1 protein-coding gene is annotated in these 343 nt (G+C 63.8%); it reads left to right on the forward strand.

Annotated features, from left to right (window positions below):
• The coding region (locus tag RF641_RS17520) for a PfkB family carbohydrate kinase (protein WP_424573730.1) at nucleotides 1-343 on the forward strand (343 nt) is incomplete at both ends.

The raw sequence follows: 343 nt of genomic DNA on the forward strand, positions 1-343 counted from the left end.
GCCCGGCACGGACGTGCAGCAGGTGTCATCACCAAGGTTGGCGACGACGACTTCGGAACGTTCCTGGAGCGCGACCTGGACAAGTTCGGCGTCGACCGCACACTGGTTGCTCGTGACGACTCGTTGCAGACGCCGGTGACTTTCTGTGCCATCCAGCCGCCGGAAGACTTCCCGCTGTACTTCTATGGACGCTTCCCCATGGCGCCGGACTGGAACATCGACCCCGACGCACTGGATCTGGACGCTATCCGCGGTGCAGGAATCTTCTGGTCCACCGTTACTGGCTTGAGTCGCGAACCTTCGCGCTCGGCGCAGATCGCGGCCCATGAAGCCCGCCCCGTCG

This window comes from Arthrobacter sp. 'calajunan' (assembly GCF_046940185.1).
Taxonomy (GTDB): domain Bacteria; phylum Actinomycetota; class Actinomycetes; order Actinomycetales; family Micrococcaceae; genus Glutamicibacter; species Glutamicibacter soli.